20 protein-coding genes are annotated in these 23550 nt (G+C 74.0%); 12 read left to right on the top strand and 8 right to left on the bottom strand.

The genetic code is table 11. From position 1 onward, the window contains the following. The first annotated feature begins 62 nt into the window (after positions 1-62). Positions 63-764: a DUF4333 domain-containing protein gene (locus ABTZ99_RS19420; RefSeq protein ID WP_499612730.1), complete on the top strand. Its 702-nt coding sequence runs from the start codon at positions 63-65 to the stop codon at positions 762-764. Between the two features lie 162 nt (positions 765-926). Further along, positions 927-2135 carry a GNAT family N-acetyltransferase gene (locus ABTZ99_RS19415; RefSeq protein WP_499612728.1) on the top strand — a complete coding sequence of 403 codons (1209 nt, stop codon included), beginning with the start codon at positions 927-929 and terminating at the stop codon, positions 2133-2135. Between the two features lie 433 nt (positions 2136-2568). Here the strand turns inward: ABTZ99_RS19415 and ABTZ99_RS19410 are convergent, their stop codons facing one another. Beyond that, positions 2569-3510 carry a 5'-3' exonuclease gene (locus tag ABTZ99_RS19410; protein WP_498776137.1) on the bottom strand — a complete coding sequence of 314 codons (942 nt, stop codon included), beginning with the start codon at positions 3508-3510 and terminating at the stop codon, positions 2569-2571. A gap of 467 nt (positions 3511-3977) precedes the next feature. Here ABTZ99_RS19410 and ABTZ99_RS19405 point away from each other — a divergent pair, with 467 nt between their 5' ends. Continuing rightward, a complete protein-coding gene (locus ABTZ99_RS19405) occupies positions 3978-5105 on the top strand; it encodes a M24 family metallopeptidase (RefSeq protein WP_498775897.1) in 1128 nt (375 codons plus the stop codon). Further along, positions 5102-5551: an Lrp/AsnC family transcriptional regulator gene (locus tag ABTZ99_RS19400; RefSeq protein ID WP_197289421.1), complete on the top strand. Its 450-nt coding sequence runs from the start codon at positions 5102-5104 to the stop codon at positions 5549-5551. Before ABTZ99_RS19405 ends, ABTZ99_RS19400 begins: the two co-directional genes overlap by 4 nt. Positions 5552-5558: 7 nt before the next feature. On the opposite strand, the gene ABTZ99_RS19395 is transcribed toward ABTZ99_RS19400, so the two are convergent. Then, complete coding sequence (locus ABTZ99_RS19395) at positions 5559-6443, bottom strand: hypothetical protein (protein ID WP_499612725.1); 885 nt, start codon at positions 6441-6443, stop codon at positions 5559-5561. A gap of 48 nt (positions 6444-6491) precedes the next feature. Further along, positions 6492-7241 carry an aminotransferase class IV gene (locus tag ABTZ99_RS19390; protein WP_499612723.1) on the bottom strand — a complete coding sequence of 250 codons (750 nt, stop codon included), beginning with the start codon at positions 7239-7241 and terminating at the stop codon, positions 6492-6494. Positions 7242-7310: 69 nt separating this feature from the next. Here ABTZ99_RS19390 and ABTZ99_RS19385 point away from each other — a divergent pair, with 69 nt between their 5' ends. Further along, a complete protein-coding gene (locus ABTZ99_RS19385) occupies positions 7311-8474 on the top strand; it encodes a GlxA family transcriptional regulator (RefSeq protein WP_499612722.1) in 1164 nt (387 codons plus the stop codon). 17 nt (positions 8475-8491) lie between these two features. After that, positions 8492-9118 (top strand): DJ-1/PfpI family protein, encoded by a 627-nt coding sequence (locus ABTZ99_RS19380; protein ID WP_498775906.1) that lies wholly within the window; start codon positions 8492-8494, stop codon positions 9116-9118. A 209-nt stretch (positions 9119-9327) separates the two neighbouring features. Here the strand turns inward: ABTZ99_RS19380 and ABTZ99_RS19375 are convergent, their stop codons facing one another. Next, the gene (locus tag ABTZ99_RS19375) at positions 9328-10272 is read right to left on the bottom strand and encodes an RNA polymerase subunit sigma-70 (protein WP_499612721.1); all 945 of its coding nucleotides are present in this window, start codon (positions 10270-10272) and stop codon (positions 9328-9330) included. Between the two features lie 99 nt (positions 10273-10371). Here ABTZ99_RS19375 and ABTZ99_RS19370 point away from each other — a divergent pair, with 99 nt between their 5' ends. The 4 genes from ABTZ99_RS19370 (at position 10372) to ABTZ99_RS19355 (ending at position 17815) form a co-directional block, all read left to right on the top strand. After that, positions 10372-11568, top strand: a complete 1197-nt coding sequence (locus ABTZ99_RS19370; RefSeq protein ID WP_499612719.1) for an MFS transporter — start codon at positions 10372-10374, stop codon at positions 11566-11568. After that, complete coding sequence (locus ABTZ99_RS19365; protein ID WP_499612717.1) at positions 11535-12725, top strand: MFS transporter; 1191 nt, start codon at positions 11535-11537, stop codon at positions 12723-12725. The genes ABTZ99_RS19370 and ABTZ99_RS19365 overlap by 34 nt, the downstream gene beginning before the upstream one ends. Before the next feature lie 446 nt (positions 12726-13171). Then, positions 13172-14419: a GGDEF domain-containing protein gene (locus tag ABTZ99_RS19360; RefSeq protein ID WP_499612715.1), complete on the top strand. Its 1248-nt coding sequence runs from the start codon at positions 13172-13174 to the stop codon at positions 14417-14419. Positions 14420-14530: 111 nt separating this feature from the next. Beyond that, positions 14531-17815 (top strand): hypothetical protein, encoded by a 3285-nt coding sequence (locus ABTZ99_RS19355; protein WP_499612713.1) that lies wholly within the window; start codon positions 14531-14533, stop codon positions 17813-17815. Here the strand turns inward: ABTZ99_RS19355 and ABTZ99_RS19350 are convergent. Further along, the gene (locus ABTZ99_RS19350; RefSeq protein WP_499612711.1) at positions 17793-18362 is read right to left on the bottom strand and encodes a DUF4865 family protein; all 570 of its coding nucleotides are present in this window, start codon (positions 18360-18362) and stop codon (positions 17793-17795) included. The genes ABTZ99_RS19355 and ABTZ99_RS19350 overlap by 23 nt on opposite strands. Before the next feature lie 11 nt (positions 18363-18373). Next, on the bottom strand, positions 18374-19318 hold the full coding sequence (locus ABTZ99_RS19345) for a P1 family peptidase (RefSeq protein WP_499612709.1): 945 nt from the start codon (positions 19316-19318) through the stop codon (positions 18374-18376). Between the two features lie 336 nt (positions 19319-19654). Here ABTZ99_RS19345 and ABTZ99_RS19340 point away from each other — a divergent pair, with 336 nt between their 5' ends. Further along, complete coding sequence (locus ABTZ99_RS19340) at positions 19655-19918, top strand: hypothetical protein (protein ID WP_499612707.1); 264 nt, start codon at positions 19655-19657, stop codon at positions 19916-19918. Here the strand turns inward: ABTZ99_RS19340 and ABTZ99_RS19335 are convergent. Next, a complete protein-coding gene (locus tag ABTZ99_RS19335) occupies positions 19902-21335 on the bottom strand; it encodes a pyridoxal phosphate-dependent decarboxylase family protein (RefSeq protein ID WP_499612705.1) in 1434 nt (477 codons plus the stop codon). The genes ABTZ99_RS19340 and ABTZ99_RS19335 overlap by 17 nt on opposite strands. 19 nt (positions 21336-21354) lie before the next feature. Here ABTZ99_RS19335 and ABTZ99_RS19330 point away from each other — a divergent pair, with 19 nt between their 5' ends. Further along, positions 21355-22635, top strand: coding sequence for a carboxylesterase family protein (locus tag ABTZ99_RS19330; protein ID WP_499612703.1), 1281 nt, complete (start codon positions 21355-21357; stop codon positions 22633-22635). Here ABTZ99_RS19330 and ABTZ99_RS19325 read toward each other — a convergent pair. Continuing rightward, positions 22628-23527 (bottom strand): LLM class flavin-dependent oxidoreductase, encoded by a 900-nt coding sequence (locus ABTZ99_RS19325; RefSeq protein WP_498775933.1) that lies wholly within the window; start codon positions 23525-23527, stop codon positions 22628-22630. The two genes, ABTZ99_RS19330 and ABTZ99_RS19325, sit on opposite strands and share 8 nt — an antisense overlap. Between the last annotated feature and the right edge of the window lie 23 nt (positions 23528-23550).

Genomic DNA, 23550 nt, shown 5'->3' with positions numbered 1-23550 from the left:
GAACAGCTTGTCCAGATCGTTTGCAGACCGACCTTGTCCAGACCGACCGTCGGAGGCCGAGCATGACCAGTCCGTACGGACCGTCCGGAGGGAACGACCCGCAGCCGCAGTGGGGCCAGCAGCAACAGCCCTACGGTGGTGGGTACCCGGGCACGCCGTCGGGTGGTTTCCCCGCTCAGCAGCCCAATCCCTACGGGCAGCCGGACCCCTCGCAGCAGCAGCAACAGCAGCAGTGGGGGCAGCAGCCGGGCCAGCAGCCGTACACGCAGCAGTACCCCGCCGGGTACGACCCGAACAACCCGCAGTCGAACCCGTACGGGCAGCCGCAGCAGGGTCAGTACGGGCAGCCCGGCCAGTTCGGCCAGCCGGGTCAGCCCGGCCAGTTCGGGCAGGGGCCTGGTCAGTTCGGTCAGCCGGGGCAGTACGGCCAGCAGCCGCCGAAGAAGTCCAGCGCCGTGCTGTGGGTCGTGGTTGCGCTGGTCGTGCTGGTGGTCGCGGCCGTCGGCATCACCGGTTTCGTCGCGCCAGGGTTCTTCAACACCAAGGTCTTCGACCAGACCGCCGTGCAGAACGGTGTCGTCGGCGTGCTGAAGGACGACTACAAGATCTCCGACGTGGAGGGCGCGACCTGCCCGGCCGAGCAGGAGGTCAAGCCGAACACGACCTTCGAGTGCAAGGTGAAGGTCGGCGGCAAGGACAAGACGGTCAAGATCACCGTGAAGACCGAGGACGGCGAGTACGAGGTCGGCCAGCCCGCCGGCTGACCTCCCGCTCCGTTGCCCCGAGGCCACTCCCGCTGTCGACGCGGGGGTGGCCTCGCGGCTTTCGCGCCTCGTTGGCTTGACGCCTCGTTGGTTCGCGCCTCGTTGGCTTGGCGCGGTGAATCTCGTTAGCAATGCGAGTGACCTCTGAGGCACCATGCGGAGGTGACCGATTACGACATCCGGGTGCTGGACGACTCCCAGTACCGGACCGCGCACACCCTGTTCCGCGGCACGCTGCACCACGCGCCCGCCCCCGACGACCAGTGGAAGTTCGCGCAAGAGTCGTACGACGAGGGGCGCGTGTTCGGCGCGTTCGGCGACGGGGAGATGATCGGCACGGTGCAGTCGTTCCCGTCCCGGCTGGCCGTGCCGGGCGGGGCCGTTTTGCCGCACGCCGCCGTGAGCCGGGTCGGGGTGCGGGCGGACTGGACGCGCCGCGGTGTGCTGAGCGCGTTGCAGCGGGCGCAGCTGCGGGCGCTGCGGTCGGGCGGCGACGTGATCGCCACCTTGCGCGCGTCGGAGACCGCCATCTACGGCCGGTACGGCTACGGCGTCGCCACCAGGTACCGGAACCTGCGCATCGACCGGCGCCAGGCCGCCCCGCGCACGCGCCCGGTCGGTCGGGTGCGGCTGGTCGAGGGTGAGGCGGGGGAGCGGATCGCGCGCGGGCTGTTCGACGAGCTGTCGCCGGGGCGTGCGGGCACGATCGCCCGGTGGCCCGCGTGGTGGAGCCTGAACGTCCGGCGCGTGGCGGCCGACGAGAACATCAAGTTCGCGGTGCGCTCGGGCGCGGCCGGTGACGACGGCTACGTGGCGTTCAAGGTCGAGCCCGGCAGGCACGACTCGAGCGAGGAGAGGCCGACCACGCTGATGGTCCTGGACCTGTGGGCGCGCGACGCCGAGGCGTGGGCCGACCTGTGGCTGTTCGTGCTCGGCGTCGACCTGGTGGTGGAGGTGTCGGCGGCCGGTCGGCCGGTGGACGAGCCGGTGGAGTGGCTGCTGGGCGACCGGCGCGCGTGCCGGGTGGCCGCGGAGACCGACGAGACGTGGCTGCGCCTGCTCGACGTCCCGGCCGCCCTGTCGGCGCGAACGTACCGCCAGGCCGAGCCGGTGGTGATCGGCGTGCGCGACGCCTACCTGCCGGAGAACGCGGGTTCGTACCGCGTAGCGGCGGACGGCGTGACGCGGGTCGACGACGCGCCCGAGCTGGTGCTGGACGTCGACGTCCTCGGTTCCACCTACCTGGGCGACGTGTCGTTCACAACGCTCGCCGCCACCCGCCGCCTGGACGTCGTCACCCCCAACGCCCCCGCCCGCGCCGACGCCCTGTTCCAGGTCTCCACCCCACCGTGGAGCGGCACCTTCTTCTAACCCCACCTTCTCCCAACCTCACCCCGCCACCCTCGCGCAGCGCCTCCCGACCTCCGTCGCACCGCCCTCACCGTCCACCGACGGCCGCCAGCAACCCGCCACCGCCACCCACCACCGCCAGCCGCGCAGCCCGGCCACCACCACCGCCAGCCGCCGGCAAACCCGCAGCCACTTCGAGCAGCCGCGTCCGGCCGACCGGAGCCGGTGATCTGTCCGTGGCAGCTCGCCGCTGGCGCTCGCGACCGGCGGCCAGCGGCGGGTGGTCGGCGACTGGGCGGCCAGCGGCGGCGGCTGGTGACTGGCGGCTGGTGACTGGCGGCTGGTGACTGGCGGCTGGTGACTGGCGGCTGGTGACTGGCGGCTGGTGACTGGCGGGCGGTGACTGGCGGGCGGTGACTGGCGGTTGGGCGGCAGGCGGTTGGGCCTGGCGCGGCTAGCGGCGCTCCAACGCCGACAGCAGCCTCGGCAACGAGCTGCCGAGTCCCCAACGCCGGGTCAGCTCGGCGACGCGGTCGGGGTCGGCGGGTGCCGCGGGCACGACGTCCGGGCGGTCCATGACGATCTTCGCGTCGGTCGCCACGTTGACCACGGTCGGTGCGACCGCAAGGTAGTCCTGGGCGTTGAGCAGCGCGGTGCGGGCGCGGGTGGTCAGTTTGCGGTCGCGGCCGTCGTGCACGGCGTCGAGGACGGCTTGCAGCGAACCGAACTCGCTGATCAGCTTCGCCGCCGTCTTCTCGCCGATGCCGGCCACGCCGGGCAGGCCGTCGGACGGGTCGCCGCGCAGCACGGCCATCCCGGCGTACGCGCGCCCGGCGTCGTGCACCGGCAGTGCGTACTTGGCGGCCAACTCCACCGGGCCGAGCAACTCGGCCTTCGCCCACCCGCGGCCGAGGTAGAGGACTCGCACCGGGGTCGGCTCGTCGCGCACGACCTGGAAGAGGTCGCGGTCGCCGGTGATCACTTCGACCGGGTCGGCGGTCTCGCGGGCGGCGAGGGTGCCGATGACGTCGTCGGCCTCGTAGCCGGCGGCCTCGGCGGTCGCGATGCCCACCGCGTCCAGCACGTCGAGGATGATCGGCACCTGCGGGGTGAGGGTGTCGGGCACCTCTTCCTCGCCGTCGGCGGCGCCCTCGGCTACGCGGTGCGCCTTGTAGGACGGGAGCGCGGCGACGCGGAACTCCGGGCGCCAGTCGGCGTCCAGGCAGGCGACCAGGCGGCTCGCCTTCCGGTCGGTGATGACCTTCGCGATCGTGTCGACGAACCCGCGCACCGCGTTCACCGGTGTGCCGTCCGGTGCGGTCATCGACTCGGGCAGCGCGTAGAACGCCCGGAAGTACAGGCTGGCGGCGTCCATCAGGACCAGCGGGTTGCTCACCTGGGACAGCTTGCCAGAGACCACCGACATCGCAGACCGCTCGGGCCGTCCCTGTGGATAACCCGGTCGCCAGGTGCAGTTCAGTCCTCGGGTCTGGTTCCGTCTTGGGTCAACTTCAGCTCTTGGGTCTTATGCGAGGGCGAGGGGCTGATGTGTGGGAGGGGAGGGCTGATGTGTGGGAAGGGAGGGCTGATGTGTGGGAAGGGAGGTAGGTGTGCGGAGGGGTGGGGCGGGGGTGGAGGGGTTGGGGCATGGGGGTGGTTGCGGCGGGCCTCATTGTTTCAACCGACGTTTTAGGGGGTTGGAAACGGCGTTATTTTTCATCGGGTTTTCAATGATCACCCGGTCGTGGAGGAGGTCGGTGGGAAATGGCAGGTAGGTGGGGGTGCTGCCCCGATCGAGGGATAGGGCTCGTGGTGCAGTGGCTTGTGGCGTAGGACGGGCTCCGCACCACTAGGCTTCCCTGCATGTCGACCCATGTTGGGCCCGTCGACGTGGACGCCCTGCGCGCGCGCCTCGACCGGGCTACCGCTGCCGCCGCCGTCGCGGGCGTGGACGCGTTGCTCGTCGCGCCCGGCTCGGACCTGCGCTACCTCATCGGAGCCGGCGGCACGTCGTTCGAGCGGTTGACCTGTCTGGTGGTGCCGGTCGGTGGTGTCCCCGTGTTGGTGGTGCCCAAGTTGGAGCACCCGGGTTACGCCGACGTCCCCACCGACGAGCTCGGCGTGGAAGTCGCCACGTGGGTGGACGGCGAGGACCCGTACGCCCTGGTCAAGCGGGCGTTGAAGGGGAACCGGACGGCGGTCTCCGACATGATGCCGGCGCTGCACACCCTGCGGTTGCGGGACGCGGTCAGCGCCGACCAGGTGTTGGCCGGGCCGGTGTTGCGAGAGTTGCGGATGCGCAAGGACGACACCGAGGTGGCCGCGTTGCGCAAGGCGGGCGCGGCGATCGACCGGGTGCACGCGCGCATGGCCGAGTGGCTGCGCCCCGGCCGCACGGAGGCCGAGGTGGGCGCCGACATCGCCGCCGCGATCGTCGCCGAGGGCCACGCCCTGGCCGAGTTCGTCATCGTCGCCTCGGGCCCGAACGGCGCGTCACCGCACCACGACGTGTCCGACCGGGTGATCGAGGCCGGTGACGTGGTGGTGGTCGACATCGGCGGACCGCTGGCCGAGGGCTACAACTCCGACTCCACCCGCACCTACGTGCTCGGCGAGCCGCGCGACGCCGACGTCTGGCGGACCTACGGCGTGCTCCAAGCCGCCCAGCAGGCCGCCGTCGACGCGGTGCGGCCCGGAGTCACCTGCGAAGCGGTGGACGCCGCCGCGCGCGACGTCATCGCCGACGCGGGTTTCGGCGAGTACTTCGTCCACCGCACGGGCCACGGCATCGGGCTGGACGTGCACGAGGACCCCTACATCGTCGGCGGCAACGACCTGCCGCTCGAGCCGGGCATGGCGTTCAGCGTCGAACCCGGCATCTACCTGCCCGGGCGGTGGGGCGCGCGGATCGAGGACATCGTGATCGCCACCGCCGACGGCGTGGAGAGCGTCAACAACCGACCGCACGAGCTGGTGGTGTTGCCCACGTGACGAACCTGGAGCCGATCGACCGGGCGATCCTGCGCGAACTGGCCGCGGACGGCCGGTGCAGCTTCACCGACCTCGCCGAACGGGTCGGGCTGAGCGTGTCCGCCGTGCACCAGCGGGTGCGGCGGCTGGAGCAGCGCGGCGTGGTGCGGGGCTACGCGGCGCGGCTGGACGGCGACGAGGTCGGCCTGCCGCTGACCGCGTTCATCTCCCTGACCCCGATCGACCCCGCGGCTCCGGACGACTACCCGAAGCGGCTGGAGCACCTGCCGCAGATCGAGGCGTGCTACTCCGTCGCCGGCGACGCCTCGTACGTGCTGCGGGTGCGGGTGGCGTCGCCGCACGCGCTGGAGGAGCTGCTCAGGCAGATCCGCGAGGTGGCGAACGTGTCCACCCGCACCACGGTCGTGCTGTCCACGCCGTACGAGGACCGGCCGCCCGCGGTCTGATCGCCCCTCAGAACAGCCGGGTCCACGTGTTCGCGAAGCGCCGGAGCACGTCGCGGTCACGCCGGTCGGGCGCCACCGGCAGGAGGCGCTTGACCTCGTCGTCGGTCGCGGGCCGCACGGACAGCACGAACTCGCGCACCGCCTCGACGTCGGCCCTCTTCGTCACCACGGCGACCGCCTCCACCTCGCCGATCCGCCGCACGAACACGTGGTCGACCTGGTCCGGCCGGTACTCCGGCTCCGTCGTCCCCGCGGTGGCGGGCCGCACCACGAGCCGGGGGAACGCGTGCAGCTCGCCGCCGTCGCCGGACCGGCTGTAGTCCAGGGTGGCCCGGCCGTCGGAGACGGTCAGCCGGGGGAACTGGTAGCCCTCCGGCGTGGCGATCAGCAGCACGCCGCCGGGCAGGTCGGCGTGCGCGATGCGGGACGCGGCGTCGTCGCCGGGCATCGTGGTGGGCAGCCAGATGCCGAACGCCACGGCGGCGACGGTCGCCCCGCCGGCGACGAGCCGGACCACGAGGCCGTGCGCCAGCATCGCCGCGACCAGCGCGAACGGCACGCCGAGCGCGGGCAGCGCGAGCCACGACGCGGGTTCGGAGGGTTCGCTCGACTCCAGCACGGCGTTGTAGAACACGGCGCCGACCAGCCCGAACGCGGTCACCAGCGCCGCCCAGCCGAGCCGGGGCAGCGGCTTGGCCGTCAGCGGGCTGCCGCGGGGGGTGAACGTGCCGATCAAGTACGCCATGGCGAACGGGCCGGCCATGCCGATCACGACCAGCACGGCGCTCTGCAGGAAGAACCCGACCAGCACCAGCCAGCCGACGAAGGCCGCGGACAGCCCCATGACGAGCCACACCACGGCGATCTGCACGGGAACCCGGTAGTCGATCATGCGCACACGCTCTCGTGACCGGGATGCGGCGGGCATCGGTGGATCTACTCAAACGGGGTCGGCGGTGATCGCGTCGTAGGCGGCCTGGACGCGGGCGAGCGCCTCGGCGTCCACGGCGAGCTCCACGTCGTCGATGCGCGACACCGCGACCACGCCGATCGAGTTGGTCAGGAACGCGCCCCGGTAGCGGCCCACGTCGGCCAGCCGCACCACCTCGCGCCGTGACGGCAGCTCCCGTTCCAGCAGCTGCATGGTGATGCCGTGCAGCCAGTCCGCCCGCGGCCACACCACGTCGTCACCGTCGTCGAAGAACGCGATGTTGGCGATCGCGCCCTCCACCACGACACTGTCGGCGGTGAGCAGCGCGTCATCGTAGCCGGCCCGGACGGCACGCCGTCCGTGGTGGAGCTGGCCGAAGCCGCCGAGGTGCTTGATGTGCGGCAGCGGGCGCGTGTAGTCGACCGGCATCAGGCGCTGCGGCGTCGGCGGGGGAGTGGCAGGCGGGCGCACCACGACCATCACCGTCGGCGCGTCCAAGCCGAACACGACGACCCGGACGGCCGCGTCACGGACGTCGTCGGCCAGCGCGTGCGAGATCAGGGCGCGGACCCGGTCGCCGTCCAACGGCGTGCCGTACAGCTCTTGGTTGGCCTGGTCGAGGCGGCGAAGGTGCAGGTCCAGGCCCTTCACCCGGCGGTCGCGGACCTGCATGGCGGTGAAGTGCCCGTAGTTGGCCAGCAGGCCGGGCACGAAGTGGTCGACGGTCGGCGGCTCGCCCTCGATCTCGATCCTCAGCACGCGGGTGAACGTAGCGTGGCGGGAATCGAGGGTCGCCGGTCGTTGCCGCCGTCCCGGGAGGTGGGGAGGGTGGGGATCGTGGAACGCGAGGTCCTGGTGGTCGGGTACGACGGTGCGGCGCTGACCGACATCGCGGGTCCGGCGGACGTGTTCGCCGGCGCGAACCGGGCGTGCGGCGCCGACCGGGCGCGCGAGGTCGACCGGCGGCACGAGACCGACCCGCCGCGCGAGGCCGACCGGCCGCACAAGTCCGACCGGTCGCGCGGGATCGACCGGGCGTGGGGCATCGACCGACTGCGTGCCGACGACGGGCCGCGCGAGGCGGACCGGGAGCTTGCCGGTGAGCCGCGACAACGGGCCCCTCAGGCGCGTGGCGGCTACCGCGTGCGGCTGGCCGGGATCGGTGGCGGGTTCGAGGTGACCGGCGGGTTGCGGATGGAGGCCGAGGACCTGCGGGACGTGTCCGGAGGGGTGGACACGGTCCTCGTGGTCGGCGGCTTCACGTTCGCCGACGCGGCCCGTGACGCCGAACTGCTGCACCACCTGCGGCGGGTCGCGGGCGGCGCGCGGCGGGTGGGCAGCGTCTGCACGGGCGCGTTCGTGCTGGCGGCGGCCGGGCTGCTGGACGGCGCCCGGGCCACGACGCACTGGGCGTTCTGCGACCGGCTCGCGGCCGACCACCCGTCGGTGGACGTGGTGCCGGACGCGATCTACGTGCAGGACGGGCGGCTGGTCACCTCCGCCGGCGTCACCGCGGGCATCGACCTCGCGCTGGCGCTGGTGGAACGCGACCACGACGCCGCGCTGGCCCGGCTGGTCGCCCGCTGGATGGTGGTGTTCCTGCAACGTCCCGGCGGCCAGTCGCAGTTCAGCGTGCGGTCACGGGTGCCGCCGGTGCGGGAACCGGGGCTGCGGGCCGTGCTGGACGCGATCGCCGACGACCCGGCGGCCGGCTGGACGGTCGAGGGCATGGCGCGGCACGCCGCGATGAGCGCGCGGCACTTCGCCCGCGTGTTCCCGCGCCGGGTCGGCGTGTCACCCGCCCGGTACGTCGAACGGGTCCGGGTCGAGGCGGCGGCCGGGCTGCTGGAGTCGGGCGACGAAGGGCTGGACGTCGTCGCCAGGCGCACGGGTTTCGGCTCGGCGGAGACGTTGCGCCGGGCTTTCCTGCGGGTGCTCGGCGTGACGCCGGGCGGTTACCGCGACAGGTTCCGCACCACCGGTGCGGCATGACGACAAGGGGGACCAAGATGGACGTGGCTTTCGTGCTCTACCCGCGGATGACCGCGCTGGACCTGGTGGGGCCGTACGAGGTGCTCGGCCACCAGCCGGAGGTGACCGCGCACTTCGTCGCCGCCTCGCTCGACCCGGTGGTCACCGACGCCGGGCTGACGATCGTGCCGACGACGACGTTCGCCGAGCTGGACCGCGCCGACGTGATCGTGGTGCCCGGCGGCGGTGGCTGGGCGGAGGTGCTGGCGGAAGGGGTGGTCGCGCGGTGGCTGCGGGTGGCGCACCCGACCGCGACCTGGACCACGTCGGTGTGCAGCGGGTCGACGTTGCTGGCGCAGGCGGGCATCCTCGACGGCCGTCCGGCGACCACGCACTGGGCGTTGCGCGACGAGCTGGCCGCCCGCGGCGCGGTGGTCAGCACCGAACGGGTGGTCGTCGACGGGTCCGTCGTCACCGGCGCCGGTGTGTCCGCCGGGATCGACCTGGCGCTCACCCTCGTCGGCCGGATCTGGGGTGACGAGCGGGCCCGGTTCACCCAGCTGGTCATCGAGTACGACCCCCAGCCGCCCTACGAGGCCGGTTCCCCCGAGACGGCGCCGCCCGGGCTCGTCGCCCTCGCCCGCGGCGTGTTCGCGGGGAGTTGACCGGGTCACCGCGGCGAGCACGGCGGGCCGCCCGCCGTGCCCGCGCAGGACCCGCAGCGGCAACCCGGCCAACGCCAGCACCGAGCCCTCCCCGAACAGCTCGCCGTCCAGGTCGAGCGTGCCGCCGAGCACGATCACCAGCGCGTCCCGCCACTGGAGCGGGTCGTACGGGCAGGCGTCCGCCACGGTCACCAGCCGGACGTCGAAGCTCACAGCGCCGTGGGCAGGCCGAAGAGCGCGAACCGGTCCGACGGGAACGTGACGATCTCCACGACCTCGTCGCCCTCGATCCGCAGCACGTCCAGCGCGACCGGCCGGAAGTGCTCCTCGCCGGGCTTGCGGGCGTAGTTGGCCAGCGCGGGCTGCCGGTTCGCCCGGGTCTCGACCACCTTCCACTCGCCGAACGCCTCCGGGCCCACCATCACCGACGCGCAGATCTCCATGACGGCGTCGCGGCCGGACTGCCACTCCGGCTGCGGCGGCATCGTCCACGTGACGTCCTCGCGCAACGCCGAGGCCAGCAACGCCATGTCGCAACGCTCGGTGGCCTCGACGAACTTGCGGACCACCGCCTTCTCCCGCGGGTTCGGCTCGCCCGACCAGTCGGCACGCCGTTGCGGCAGGTGCTTGCGCATCGTGACGCGGGCGCGTTGCAGCGCGCTGTTCACCGCGGGCACGGTGTCCTCCAGCAACGCCGCCGTCTCGCTCGCCGGCCAGCCCAGCACGTCCCGCAGCACCAGCACCGCCCGCTGCCTGGCCGGCAGGTGCTGCACGGCGGCCAGGAACGCCAGCTCGATCGTCTCCCGCGCGACCACCTCCGCGTCCGGCTCGGCGTCCAGCAGGGCGTCCGGGAACGGCTGCAGCCACGGCACGTCGGCCGTCGGCAGCTCGTCGGTCACGCCGATCGCGGGACGGCGGTCGATCACGTCGAAGCACGCGTTCGTGGCGATCCGGTACAGCCAGGCGCGGAACGACGACCGTCCCTCGAAGGTGTCCCTGGCGCGCCACGCCTTGAGGAACGTCTCCTGCACGAGGTCCTCCGCCTCGTCGAACGAGCCGAGCAGCCGGTAGCAGTGCACCCGCAGCTCGTGCCGGCACCGCTCGGCCTCGCGCGTGAAGTCGACGGTCATCTGCGCAACCTCGCTCATGGTCACCCTCCGGGCTTGTACGGTGACGTGCCGGTCGCACGCCGCACAAGTTGTGACGGGGCCGGCCCGGGAAACTCATCGGTCGCGGCCGGATCGGGGGAGCGGGTGGTCGGTGGCACGGGGTTCCGCGCGGTGTTCGCGGTGCCGGAGTTCCGGGTGTTGTGGTCGGCCGCGGTGCTCTCGACCGTCGGCGACCAGCTGGCCAGGGTGGCGTTGTCGGTGCTGGTGTTCCAGCGCACCGGGTCCGCGGCGTGGACGGCGCTGACCTACGCGTTGACGATGCTGCCCGCGCTGGTGTCCGGGGTGCTGCTGACGGGGCTGGCGGACCGGTACCCGCGGCGGACCGTGATGGTGGTCGCCGACGCGGTGCGGGCCGTGCTGCTGGCCGTGATGGCGGTGCCGGGCGTGCCGCTGCCGGTGGTGGCGGCGCTGCTGGTGCTGTCGCAGCTGGCCGAGCCGCCGTTCGCCGCCGCGCAGGGCGCGCTGCTGCCGTCCGTGCTGGGCGGGAAGTACGAGGCCGGCCAGTCGGTGCACCTGATCACCCACCAGGCGGGGCTGCTGCTGGGGTTCGTCGGCGGCGGGCTGGTGGTGGCGTGGCTGGGCACGTCCGGCGCGCTGCTCGCCGACGGGGTGACGTTCGCGGTGTCGGCGTTGGTGCTGCGGTTCGGCCTGCGCCACCGGCCGGCCCCGGCGTCCGTGCCCGCCGCGCGCGTGCGGATCCGGGCCGGCGCGGCGCTGGTGTGGCGGGACCGGCGGCTGCGGCTGCTGGTCGGCCTGGGGTGGCTGGCGCTGTTCACGGTGGTGCCGGAAGGGCTGGCCGCGCCGTTCTCGGCGGAGGTCGGCGCGGGTGCGGCGGGTGTCGGCCTGCTGCTGGCCGCGGACCCGGCCGGGATGGTCCTCGGCACGGTGCTGCTGCGCTTGCTGCCCGCGTCGGCGCGGGTGCGGGCGCTCGGGCTGCTCGCCGTCGCCACCGCGTTGCCGCTGGTCGGGTACCTGTTCGCGCCGGGCCTCGTCGGCGCGGTGGCGTTGCTCGCGGTGAGCGGCGTGTTCAGCGCGTACCAGGTGACGGCCGGCGCGACGTTCGTGCGCCTGGTGCCGGACGAGCAGCGCGGCCAGGCGTTGGGCTTCGCCCGCAGCGGCCTGGTCGCCGCGCAGGGCATCGGCGTCGCGGCGGGCGGCCTGCTGGCGTCCGCGACGGGCTCGCCGACCACCGCGATCGCCGTGGCGGGCGTCGCGGGCGCCGTCCTGGCCCTCACCGCCACCACCGCGTGGTCCCGCGTGGCGCCCGCGGCGGTCGCCTGACCGTGCTGTGGCGCAACCGGTCGTTCCTGTTGTTGTGGGCCGGGCAGTCCGTGTCCCTCGTCGGGTCGCAGGTGACGGTGGTCGCGGTGCCGTTGGTGGCGGCGCTGGCGTTGGGCGCGGGGCCTTGGGGGATCGGGGTGGTGACGGCGTGCGGGCGGTTGCCGTACCTCCTGTTCGGGTTGCCGGCCGGGGTGTGGGTCGACCGGTTGCCGAGGCGGGTGGTGGCCGGGGTGTGCGCCGTCGGGCAGGCGGTGAGCCTGGCGGTCGTGCCGGTGGCGGCCGGGCTCGGGGTGTTGTCGGTCGGGTTGTTGGCCGTGGTGGCGGCCGTGGCGGGGACGTTCGCCGTGTTCGGGGACATCGCCGGGTTGGCGTTGGTGCCGATGGTGGTGCCCGCGGGGGAGTTGACGCGCGCCCAAGGTGTCGTGGAGGTGGGGCAGGCGACGGCGCAGGTGGCCGGGCCCGCGTTGGGCGGGTGGCTGGTCGGCGCGGTCACGGCGGCGGGCGCGTTGGTGGCCGACGCGGTCAGCTTCCTGGTCGCGGCGGTGACGTTGGTGTGGGTCCGGGTGGTCGAACGGCCGCAGGCGCGGGCCGGGATGTGGGCCGGGGTGCGGGCGGTGTTCGCCCACCAGGGGCTGCGGCGGGTCACGCTGTGCACGGCGACGCAGGTCTTCTGGTTCAACGCCTTCACCGTCGTGGTGCTGCTGCACCTGGTGTCGGCGTTGGGCCTGTCGGCGGCCCAAGCGGGGCTGACGTTGTCCGCGGGCGCGGTCGGCGGGCTGGTCGGCGCGCTAGTCGCCGCCCGCTTGGGCGGGTGGTGGGGCAGGCGGCGGACGATGGTCGTCGCGATCCTGGTCACCGGCGCGGGGCAGGCGGCGGTCGCGGTGGACCAGCTGGTGATCGGCGCGGTGGCGGTGATGTGGTTCGCGCTGCAGGTCTACAACGTGCACCAGGTGCCGGTGCGGTACGAGGCCACGCCCGCCGCCCTGCACGGGCGCGTCAACGCGACCATCCGCACGGCGGTCTGGGGCACCGCGCCCGCCGGTGCGCTGGTGGGCGGCCTGCTCGGCGACGCCGTGGGCCCGCGGGCGACGCTCGTGCTCAGCGGCCTCGGCGTCGCGACGGCGTGCCTGTGGCTGGTCCGGGCGCGCATCGGGTGAGCGCGCCGGCCGCGGGAGTCGGAGTGCTCGCCGCGGCCCGCGCGTGGCCTCGGTAGGTGTCGGTCACCTTCGGGGGAACCCGTCTTCACCAGATCTTGTCGCGCATGGCGGCGCACCTCCCCTCGACGTGGCGGGCAGCGGGAACGGCGGCATCGGAGTGATCACCAGATCTTGTCGCGCACGAGGACACCTCGCCTCCGTCTCGACACGGCTACGACCGGCGGGCTTCACCAGATCTTGTCGCGCACCGCGATCACCTCCAGTGGTCCTGGTCACCCCGGTAGCGGCTGACATCGACACAGGTCACCATTACTGTGACCCTCCGTCCGGACGCCATGACGGTCCGGGGTAGACAGTCGTGAGGAACCATGGGCAGAGCGGGTTCGACGTCGTCGGGCGATCGACGCTGGTCACTATGGTCCCTGCCCAAGCGGGCCCTGGTGTACGTGCTGTCGGTGGATCTGCTCGCCGTCCTCGCGCTCGCCGCCACGACCGCGTGGCCGGTGCCCGCCGACTCGTGGACCGCGTTCGCCGTCCTGGCCGGCTGCGCCGCGCTGCACCTGCACTGCTCGCGCTGGATCGAGCGCATCCGCCGCGACCACAGCCACCTGCCGCACGTCGACCTGTGCAGCATCTGGATCCTGGCCGGCGCCCTCGTGCTGCCGCCCTCGCTCGCCGTCGCGCTCGTCGTGCTGATGTACGCGCACCGCTGGTGGGTCGTCGGCCGCTGGGACGCCTCACGCCCACCGCACCGCAACGTGTTCACCACGTCGATGATGGTGCTGGCCACGCTCGCCGCGAGCACCGTGGCGGGCGTCACCGGGCTGCGCGCGAACCTCGGCGCCGGGCGGCCCGACGGCCCGCTCGACCTCGTCGGCCTGGTCGGCGCGGGCGCGGCGCAGTGGCTGGTCAACACCGCCCTGGTGGCCGCGGTGATCCTGCTGACCGTCCGGCCCCGCTCGGTGAAGGACGCCCTCGGCAGCGGCGCGGACAACCTGCTCGAAGCGGGCCAGCTCGCGCTGGGCGGCTTCGTCGCCCTCGCCGTGGCGTGGTGGCCCGGGTTCGCGCTGCCGATGGTCGTCGCGGCCGTCGCCCTGCACCGCACCGTGCTCATCCACCAGCTGGAGCTGGCCGCCCGCACCGACACCAAGACCGGCCTGCTCAACGCCGAGGCCTGGCACCTGCAGGCGACCCTGGAGCTGCAGCGCACCCGTCAGCAGCCGCCCGGCGCGCGGGTCGGCCTGTTCATGATCGACGTCGACCACTTCAAGGACATCAACGACACGCACGGCCACCAGACCGGCGACCTCGTGCTGCGGCGCATCGCGGCGGCGTTGGAGAGCGCGGTCCGGCGGGGCGACGCGGTGGGCCGCTTCGGCGGCGAGGAGTTCGCCGTGCTGCTGCCCGGCGTGGACCACGAGGAAGCGACCGCGATCGCCGAGCGGGTGCGCGCGGAGGTCCACCGGGTCCTCGTGGACGACGGCGACGGCGGCGTGGTGGCGGGCCTCACGGTCAGCATCGGCATCGCGGTGTGGCCGGAGGTCGCCGAGGACACCGTGTCCGGGCTGCTCGCGGCGGCGGACTCGGCGCTGTACGAGGCGAAGCGGCTCGGCCGCGACCAGGTGCAGGCGGCGGGCGCGCGCCGCCGCGCCCGGTGGACGCCGGCGACCCGGTCCGAACGTCCCGGGGTGTAACGACCGCGACTACCCGGCAGATCTGCTACAGGTCGGGCCTGAAGGTGGCGTAGTTTCCTGCCCGCCACCTCCGACACGGTGGACCTCCTCGCTTGCAAGGGTCGTGAGCCAGTGGACCTCGGTGCCCCGCACGGCATCCGCTTCCGCTTCGAAGCGGGGCTGCTGCGTGCCGTCCTGCTCGACGCGCACCGCAAACCGCCCGTCGACGCCGCCGAGGAGCTGACCGCCGAGGCGGGCGCGCGCGACCTGCTGGTCGAGCAGACCCGGGACGGGCACGAGCGCGCGGTGCTGCGGCAGCGGTTCGACCTGCCCGCGCCCGCGCGGTGGCGGCTCGCCGTGGACGCGCCCGCCACCGAGACCGCCGACGGGGTGTCGTTCGCGCTGCCGGACTCGGTGACGCTGCTGGTGTCCGGCTCGCAGCCGTGCGAGGTCGTGGACGGCGGCGTGTGCGTGCGGCTGCCCGCGGGCGAGTCCGACCTGGACGTCACGGTGATCAGCGAGCCCGTGTTCGAGGTCGGCGACACGGTCGTGGTGTGCCGCCCGGACCAGCTGCGGGAGGCCGCGGTCGTGGTGTCGTGCCTGCCCGCGGACCGCGTCACGCCCGTCGTCGCGCTGAGACCCGGGCACCCGTCGTCGCACCGGCACGACCGGCTGCTGGCCCACCTGCTCGACGCCACGGGCGTGCGCCGCGCGGTGTTCCTCGACGAACCGGACGAGGAGCTGTTCGGCGCGCTGCCCGAACGCCTGCACCTGCCGTGCGAGGAGCCCGTCGGGCTGACCGCGAAGGCCTGGGAGCTGCTGCGCGGCGGCGGCGAGCCCGAACGCACGCTCGACGTGGCGCCGGACGCCGACTTCGTCGCCGCCCTGTTCACCGCCCTGCGCACGGGCGCGGCGCTGCGCGTGGACGAGGACGCGCCGCCCGTGCCGTTCGCCGAGCACAACCCGGACGACGCCGACGAGGCCGTGCTGATCGACCGCGCCGGCGAGGCCGACGGCCTGATGGCCGCTGTCTACGCGCACCACCGCGGCGCCCGGCTGGTGATCGTGCCCGAGCCCGACCTGGCCCTGGTGGGCGCGGTGGTGGCCGAGGAGCAGGAGCGGGTCACCGCGGCCGCGGGCGCGATCGGCGACGCGGTCAAGGGCATCGGCTTCGTCGAGGCGCTGTGGCGGTACCTGTCCAGCGGCGGGCACGACCCGTACGCGGCGGTCGAGGCCGCGGTCACCGCGCAGGTGCCCGCCGACGCGGTCGCGGAGGTCGGCGACCGGGCGCTGACCGCGTTCACCGCCGGGCTGCCCTACTCGTTCGTGCACACCGAGGACGTGAACTGGGCGCGCAAGCCGATCGGGCACGTGGTGGCCGACCCGGCGCTGGTCGTGCTCACCGAGCTGCACCGCGCGGGCGTGGCGCGCGAGCCCGGCGCGTTCAGCGTCGTGGTCGACGCCGGTGCGTTCACCCCCGGCGGAGCCGAACACCGGACCGCGGCGCCGGGGACTGCTCTCCGGCACCACACCCACCCCATCGTGCTGTCCGAGCAGGACGCCTCGCCGGACGTGCTGCGCGACCTGGTCGTGGACCTGCCGGTCGAGCTGGTGTTCTTCAACTGCCACGACGCCGACGACGCGATCGCGCTGGGCGGGCAGGCGCTGCCGGACGACGACATCCCGGTGGCGCTGCGGCACCGGCCGATCGTGTTCAACAACTCGTGCCGGTCGTGGACGGGGCTGGGCCGCGAGTTCGTCCGCGCCGGCGCCCGCGGCTACATCGGGACCCTGTGGACCATCCCGCCGAACCTCGCCGCCGGGTTCGCCCGCACCGTCGTGCGGCGGCTCACCGCCGAGGAGACGCCGGCCGCGCGGGCCATCGTCAACACCGGCACGCCGGGCGGCATCGAGCGGTCCTACCTGTACGTCGGCACGGTCAACGGCCGGCTGGACGAGTGGCGCGACCGGTCCACCACCGCCGCCGAGGCCGCGTTGACGGGGTGCGAGCTGCTGGCCGCCGCCGCGCGCGACCGGGCCGGCCCGCTCGCACCCGTGCTGCGCCGGGAGCTCACGGCGTTGCGCGAGGTCGCCGACACCGGCGACGCGACCGACACCCCGGCCTACGCCGACGTGCTGCTGGCCGAGCTGGGGCTGGAGGACGACGAGGAGCGGGCCGCCGTCCTCGTCGACCGGGTCGACGCCCTGCTGACCGGGCTCGACCTGCCCGAGGACGAGCTCGAAGCCCTCTGGGCGACCAGGTTCGAGCTCACCGGCGCCCGCTCCGAGCGGCGCGGGGAATACGGGGCCGCGCTCGCGGACTTCGAACGGTGTGTGGGCCTGGGCGACGCGTGCCGCGACCGAGCGGACGTCCTGCTGCGAATGGCGAGGCTGCTGATGCGCGAAGGCAGAACCGACGAAGCCGGACAGGCGGCGCGGCTGGCGTACGAGGAGCACCGGGTGCGGGAGGACGGGCCCGGGCGGCTCGAGTCGATCACCGTGCTCGACGAGCTCGGCGACGCCGATCCCGAGACCGCCCTCCGGTACGCCGTCGAGGGCCGCGACCTGGCCGGGGAGCTGGGCGACCGCGTCCGGGAGGCCGAGTTCACGCTCGCCGAGTGCGACCGGCGCCGCGACCGCGGCGACCTCGCCGAGGCGATCGAGGCCGGGTCGCGCGCCGTGGAGCTCTTCCGGGACCTGGGCGACGACCGGCGGGAGCTGGCCGCGCTGCGCCGGCTCGGCGCGTGCCACCGCGACCGGGGCGACCTGGAGACCGCGCAGCACTACGCCGCCGTCGGCCTGGCCCGGGCCGAGCAGGTCGGCGCGGCGGCCGAGGTGGCGTCGTTCCACGACGACCTGGGCGGCGTGCTGACCGCGCGCGGCGAGCACGGCAAGGCGTTGGAGCACTACCGGCACGCGGTGGAGAAGCTCGTCGCGACCGGCGCGTGGGAGCGCGGCGCGGAACTGCTGCCGCACCTGGCCGTCGGCGCCGTCCGGGCGGGCGACCCGGAGGCGCTGTGGACCGCGGCCCTGAGCGGCGGCCTGATCTGCGAGGTCGCGCCGCGCGAGGTGTGGGCGTCGGTCGTGCCGCTGGTGGTCGACTCGATGAAGCGGGCGATCGAGACCGGTCCGCTGGAGCTGACCGAACGCGGCATGACCGACTTCGCCAGCGCGGTGACCGCGGGCCGGCGGGAGGACATGCCGTTCCAGGTCGGTCTGCTCGCCGACGTCGTGGTCGTGCTGCTGGCGTGGCTGATGGACCGCGCCGACCCCGACATCCTCGCCTTCGCCCGCGAGCTGGACCGCACCAGCGGCGGCGTGCTCGACCTCGTCGGCTACGTCGCCGTGCCCTACGGCGACCGCGCCCGCAACCCCGGGACGGGCCGGTCGCGGCCTACCAGTGGCGGCCCGCGCTGAGGTCCTCCAGCTCGGGCCGGGACAGGTGCAGCACCCGGAAGCGCACCTCGCCGTCGGTGTCGGGTGCCGTGCGCCAGAGGCTGAAGTGCACCAGCTCCCAGTTCCGGGTGTCGACCGCCAGCGCGGTGCTGTGCAGGTCGGGGTGGTCCTTGAGCCCGTCGACCCGGTCGAGCGCCTGGTCGACGGCCTCGGCCGCGTCGGCGTCGGCGGGCAGCCGCCAGGTGCGCTTGGTGGCGGCGGCCGGGGTTTCGGCGGCGCCGCGTTCGAAGGCGAGGCCCGTCCAGTGCTGCACGACGGGGCGGCCGAAGTCGGCGCTCAGGCCCCGGAAACCCGGTCCCCACAGGAAGCTGTTCATGCCCTCGGCGGTGCGCCACAGGTAGAACGGCGCGTACTGGTTGACCGGCGAGCCGTCGACACCGCGTTCCCGCACGCAGTAGGCCTTGAGGCCCAGGCCGGGGAAGGCGTCCAGCGCGGAGCCCTTGGTGGCGACCCGGGTGCGGATGACGTCCATGTCGTAGTCGGCGGGCAGGGTGATCTCGTAGTGCATCGCGTGCATGGTCAGTTCCCCCGGTACTCGGCTGCGGTGCGCGGGTACAGCTCGCGGTAGGCCGCGAGCTGGCCCCAGGACGTGGTGGCGGACTCGGCTCGGAGCAGGCCGTGGACCAGCGCGCGGGCGAACACCCGCCGTGCGGCGGCGAGCACCTCGTGGGGGTCGGCCGCGTCGTGGGTCCCGGTCGTGGCGGCGAAGACCGTGTCGCCGTCGGTGAGGCCGTGCGCCGGGCGGACGGCGGTCGCGAGCCCGTCCTGCGCGGCGTTGGCCAGGGCGAACAGGTGCGGCAGGCGGGCGTTCGTGGCGATCACGCCGATGACGGTGTTGAACGGCTGGGGGTGCCCGGTGGTCCGGGCCGCGTCGAGGTCGTCGCCCTGGTAGGCGGGGAACTCACCGGGCAGGCCGAGGTGCGCGGCGAACGGCAGGCCGGTGTCGAGGTCGACCGACGGGCCCACCGCGTTGAGGACGGCCACCGCGCCCACGACCACGCCGCCGGGCAGCGTGGCGCTCGCCGTGCCCAGGCCGCCTCTCATCGTGGCGTTGAGCGCGCCCGTGCCCGCGCCGACGTTGCCCTGGGCGAACTCCACGCCCGCGTCGCGCACGGCCTCCGCGCCCTCGGCGGGCCCCGGCCGGGCGTGGAAGTCACCGCCGCGGCCGAGGTCGAACAGCGCGGCGGCGGGCACGAACGACCCCAGCTCGCGGGCCGCGCCGTCGGCCGCCGCGAGCCCGTACGCGCTCCCGCCGGTCAACAGCACGCCGCGCACCTCCCGGCCGCCGTGGCGGGGGTCGAGCGCGGCGGTGTCCCGGGTCGCCGGCGCACCACCGCGAACGTCCACAGTGGACAGCGTGCCGGGTGGGAACAGCACGGCCGTGGAGCCGGTCAACGCGCCGTCACCGATCCGCGTGGCGTGCCCGACCAGCACGCCGGCCACCTCGGTGATCGAGTTCCGCACGCCTCCGATGGTACGGCGCGGCTCGGCGTCGAGTCCGCCGCGGTGGTGGCGGTGACGTGTGGGGCTCACCTCGGACGTGCCTACCGGCGGGACCCGTGATGACCGGTAGCGTGCCCGAAGCGCCTTGACGGTCGGCGGCGTGCACGAGCACTTCAGCGACAATCTGTGAGGCGGACATGCGTTTCGTGATTCGCGCCGACCGGCGGGTACACCAGAGCTCGGCGTTCGGACGGCAGCGAGATCTACCTCGGTCCCGAGTCGGGCCCGGACTCGCGTTGATCCGAGTGGCGCGGCTGATGGACTGAGGCTTCAGCTCGCCCGGCGAGGGGGCGCCTGATGTTCCCGCTGCGGTCGACCGTGGTGGCGGCACTCGTGTTGTCGTTGTGCGTGGCGTGCGGCGGGGAGGAGGTCGAGCCGCCGAGGCGCGACCCCGCGCTGGTCGCCGAGGTGGAGGACTTCCCGGCTTCCGATCTGGAGCGGAAGCCGTTCAAGGCGTTTGTCGGTCGCGTACGTGCGGAAGACATGCGCCTGCCGGCTTGCCGAGGACAACTCCAAGCCCTTGCCGCCGTGATCGGGGTGGTCGTCAGGCTTCGGCGGTGAGCAGGCGGGCGCCCAGTTCGCGGACCACGGAGGCCAGCAGGTCGACGTCCTCCTCCGTGGTACGCCAGTTCACGATCGCCGGGCGCAGGGCGACCACGCCCCGGTAGACCGTGGTGCCCGCGTAGACGCGGCCGTCCTCGATCAGGGCCTCGCCCAGCCTGCGGTTCAGGTCGTCGAGGGCTTCGTCGGGCACGCCCGGTGGGCGGTAGCGGAAGCAGACGATGAAGAGGGTGATCGGGGCCAGCAGCTCCAGGTCCGGCGCTTCCCCGATGCGGCGGCCCAGGCGCAGCGCCAGGTCCTGGTGGCGTTCGACCATCGCCCGGTGGCCGTCCCGGCCGTAGGCGCGCAGCGTCGCCCAGATCGGGAACGCGCGGGCGCGGCGGGAGGACTCCGGGCCCAGGTTGTTGTAGTTCACGGACTCGTCGTCCGGCTCCGGCAGGTACGGGGCGTTCCAGGCGCCGAACGCGTGCCCCAGCAGCGCCCGGTCCCGCACGAACGCCATCCCGCTCTCGTACGGCACGTTGAGCCACTTGTGGCCGTCCGCGGCCACCGAGTCGGCACGCTCCACGCCGCGCACCAAGTCGGCCGTCCGGGGTGAGAGGGCGGCGAACAGGCCGAACGCGCCGTCCACGTGCAGCCACGCCCCGTGCCGCTCGGCCAGGTCGGCCATCTCGTCCAACGGGTCGAAGTCGCCGCCGTTGACCTCACCCGCGTTGCCGATCAGCACCGCGGGCCCCGACGACGCCAGTTCGCGGTCCAGGGCGTCGACGTCGAGCCGGCCCGCGTCGTCACGGGTCAGCGTCCGCACCGAGTCCCGGCCCAGCCCCAGCATCTGAAGTGCCTTGCGGCTGCTCGGGTGCACGTACCCGCTGGAGAACACCGGCAGCCGCGGCAGGCCCACCAGGCCGTCCGCGGTCACGTCCACCCCGTGCTGCCGCGCCCACCAGTACCGCGCGCACGCCAGCCCGGTCAGGTTCGCGAACGTCGCGCTCGGCGTGAGCACGCCGCCGTGCGACGGGGGCAGCCCGAACAGCTCCTTCAACCACCGCAGCACCACCGTCTCGGCGTGCGCGGCCAGCGGCGAGGCGGGCCACAGGCCACCGGCCTGGTCCAGCAGCGACGTCACCCAGTCCGCGGCCTGCGCGGCCGGCGTCGCGCCACCGACCACGAAGTGGAAGAACCGGGGCCCGGACGAGTGAGTGGCGGCCCGCGTCCCGATCCGCAGCAGGTCCGCGACGGCGGCGATGGTCCCGTCACCGGCCTCCGGCAACGGCCCGTCGAGGTCCTTGATCAGGTGGGCGTGCGTGGCGTCGCGCACCGGCAGGTGCGGCAGCGCGTCGAGGTACGTCCCGGCGGCCCGCGCCACCATCCCCAACGCCTCGGCGGCGTCCTCTCGTGCGTTCAGCGGATCACCCATCATGGCAGAGTAGGCGCTGATGACACGACGTGGGCGGTTTCGAGGTCGGGCGGTCGACGCCGGAGTGGACGCGTTCCTCGGCATCCGGTACGCCGAGCCGCCGTTCGGGCCCCGCCGGTTCGCCGCACCCGTCCCGACCGACTTCGCGGGCGACTGCCTGGAGTTCGGGCCGATCGCGCCGCAGTCCGCGCGGTTGCCCGGCGCGCCGGTGTGGCGTCCGGGCGACGAGGACGTGCTGACCCTCAACGTCTGGACGCCCTCCACATCGGACGGGCCCTGGCCGGTGCTGTTCTACGTGCACGGTGGGGCCTACACGTTCGGCTCGTCGGCCCAGCCCGACTACGACGGCGCCGAGCTGGCCCGCGCCGGGCTGGTCGTGGTGACGTGCAACTACCGGCTCGGGTTCGAGGGTTTCGGGCACGTGGAGGGGCAGCCGGCCAACCGGGGGCTGCTCGACCAGCGGGCCGCGCTGCGGTGGGTGCGGGAGAACATCGCGGTGTTCGGCGGCGATCGCGACAACATCACCGTCGGCGGGCAGTCCGCGGGCGCCGCGTCGGCGTTGTTCCTGGCGGCGTGGGAGCCGGTGCGGCGGGTCATCGCGCACAGCGTGCCGAACCGGGTCTACACGCCGGGGTTCGCGCGCCGGGTCGCGGAGTGGGTCGACACCGGCACGCCGGAGTCGACGGTCGCGTCGACCGACGCCCTGGCCGCCGCGCAGCGCACCGGGCCGTTGAGCCACGACCCGGTGCTGTTCGGTCCGGTCGCCGACGCGCTGCCCGCGCTGCCCGCGGCGACCGACGCCCTGCTGTGCCACACCGACGTCGAGTACGCGCTGTTCGAGGCGGTGGGCACGTTCCGGCCGCCGGCGGACCTGCGGGCGTTCGGCCGCGCCTGGGGCATCCCCGACCACGTCGTGGCCGCGTACGAGCACTTCGAGGACGCGCACGTGCGGCTCGCGGGCGACTTCGTCTTCGCCGAACCCACCACCAGGCTGGCCGAGGCGCACGGCCGGGCGTTCCTCGCGCGGTTCACCCGGCCGCCCGCCTGGCACACCGCGGACGTGCCGTTCTCGTTCGGCAACCTCGACGGCGCGGACTTCCTCATCGGTGGCCGCGCGGGTGACGCCGAGCGCGCGCTCTCCCGGCGGATGCTCCGGGCGTGGGTCGACTTCTGCGCCACCGGCGACCCCGGCTGGACCGGTGTCCGGCACTGGGGCGACGACGTCGAGGCCCGGCGCGAGCCGTGGCGCGGCGTGGACCTCTCCGCGCCCGTCGACCACCCCGTGCAGCCGGTCACCTGACGGCCTCCCGCACGGCGGGCGCGATCTCGTTGGCCCACGTCCCGAGCGCCACGTCGGTCACCGGCTCCTTCACCGGGAAGTAGACGAAACCGGCGGCGTCGTGCTCCAGGACCGCGCCGGTCAGCTCCTCGACCCACTGCCCGACCGAGCCGCCGACCCACCGGCCGTCCCCGTCACGGGTCGCGGCGAGCGGCGTGGACGTGATCACGCCCGGCAGGTTGTAGACGGTGGCGACGTCGCGCGGATCCCGGCCGGCGGCCCTGGCCGCCTCGTCGACCACGGGCCGGGACGTCCGGTACCGCTCGCTGAGCCAGTCCGCCGCGTGCCCGGGGATCCAGCCGTCGGCGAGCTTGCCGGTGACCGCCAACGACTTCGGCCCGACCGAGCCCGTCCACACCGGCGCGGCGGGCACCGGCGCCGGCTGCAACGCGGTGACCTGGTAGAACTCGCCGTCGAACGTCACCGGCTCGCCACCGCCGGACAACGCCCGGACCAGCGTGATCGCCTCCTCGAAGGCGCGGATGGCCGCACCGGGCGTCAGCCGTCCGACACCCAACCTGGCGATGTCGTCCCACAGTCCGCCCGCGCCCATGCCGAGCACGATCCGGCCACCCGACAACGCGGACAGCGACGTCACCGTGCGGGCGAGCACCGGCGCCGGCCGGCTCGGCAGGTTGGTCACGCTCACCAACCCCGTGACGCCCGTGGTCCGGCCGAGCACCGTGCCCATGAGGGCGTAGGCGTCGAGCCGGTCGCCGAAGTACGGGTGGTCGGACGCGGTGACGAGGTCCAGGCCCGCGCGGTCGGCCGCGACCGCGTGCCGGAGGGTTTCCGCGGCCCGGCCGACGGCGGTGCTGATGCCGATCCCGAACAACGGCTTGCGTGGCGACATCGAGGTGATGTCCTTCCCGGTAG

Source organism: Actinosynnema sp. NPDC002837 (genome assembly GCF_040295345.1).
Taxonomy (GTDB): Bacteria; Actinomycetota; Actinomycetes; order Mycobacteriales; family Pseudonocardiaceae; genus Actinosynnema.
Note: the sequence above shows the minus strand (reverse complement) of the source record. Positions and strands in the feature narration are given on the sequence as shown.

What these genes read in the sequence shown, in the direction of transcription:
- ABTZ99_RS19420 (WP_499612730.1), top strand. Translation starts at nt 63, where the DNA reads ATGACCAGTCCGTACGGACCGTCCGGAGGGAACGACCCGCAGCCGCAG.
- ABTZ99_RS19405 (WP_498775897.1), top strand. Translation starts at nt 3,978, where the DNA reads ATGTCGACCCATGTTGGGCCCGTCGACGTGGACGCCCTGCGCGCGCGC.
- ABTZ99_RS19395 (WP_499612725.1), bottom strand. Translation starts at nt 6,443, where the DNA reads ATGATCGACTACCGGGTTCCCGTGCAGATCGCCGTGGTGTGGCTCGTC.
- ABTZ99_RS19380 (WP_498775906.1), top strand. Translation starts at nt 8,492, where the DNA reads ATGGACGTGGCTTTCGTGCTCTACCCGCGGATGACCGCGCTGGACCTG.
- ABTZ99_RS19350 (WP_499612711.1), bottom strand. Translation starts at nt 18,362, where the DNA reads ATGCACTACGAGATCACCCTGCCCGCCGACTACGACATGGACGTCATC.
- ABTZ99_RS19340 (WP_499612707.1), top strand. Translation starts at nt 19,655, where the DNA reads ATGTTCCCGCTGCGGTCGACCGTGGTGGCGGCACTCGTGTTGTCGTTG.
- ABTZ99_RS19335 (WP_499612705.1), bottom strand. Translation starts at nt 21,335, where the DNA reads ATGGGTGATCCGCTGAACGCACGAGAGGACGCCGCCGAGGCGTTGGGG.
- ABTZ99_RS19330 (WP_499612703.1), top strand. Translation starts at nt 21,355, where the DNA reads ATGACACGACGTGGGCGGTTTCGAGGTCGGGCGGTCGACGCCGGAGTG.
- ABTZ99_RS19325 (WP_498775933.1), bottom strand. Translation starts at nt 23,527, where the DNA reads ATGTCGCCACGCAAGCCGTTGTTCGGGATCGGCATCAGCACCGCCGTC.